The sequence below is a fragment of the Chryseosolibacter indicum genome (genome assembly GCF_018598585.1).
GTDB classification, from domain to species: Bacteria; Bacteroidota; Bacteroidia; order Cytophagales; family Cyclobacteriaceae; genus Chryseosolibacter; species Chryseosolibacter indicus.
Genome location: NZ_JAHESD010000176.1, coordinates 1 through 245, shown reverse-complemented (window position 1 = coordinate 245; position 245 = coordinate 1). Strand labels below are relative to the sequence as shown.

Annotated in this window: 1 protein-coding gene; it reads left to right on the top strand. The window is 42.4% G+C overall.

Annotated features, from left to right (window positions below):
- On the top strand, positions 1-245 hold a 245-nt coding region (locus tag KK060_RS24960; RefSeq protein ID WP_254158019.1), incomplete at both ends, for a glycoside hydrolase family 9 protein.

Below are 245 nucleotides of genomic sequence, written 5' to 3'. Positions count from 1 at the left end.
ACCAAGGTATGTTGTTCAAAAGAGTACCAGTGCCACGCTTGATTTTGCTGCAGTAACGGCACAGGCATCTCGTGTTTTCAGATCTTTTGAAAAGCAACTACCCGGTTTGGCAGATTCATGTCTTAAGGCATCTGATCTTGCTTGGCAGTGGGCCTTAAAAAACCCTCAACTCGAGTACAACCAGGACAAGATCAATAATCAGTTTGATCCTGATATTACTACAGGAGCTTATGGAGATAAAAACT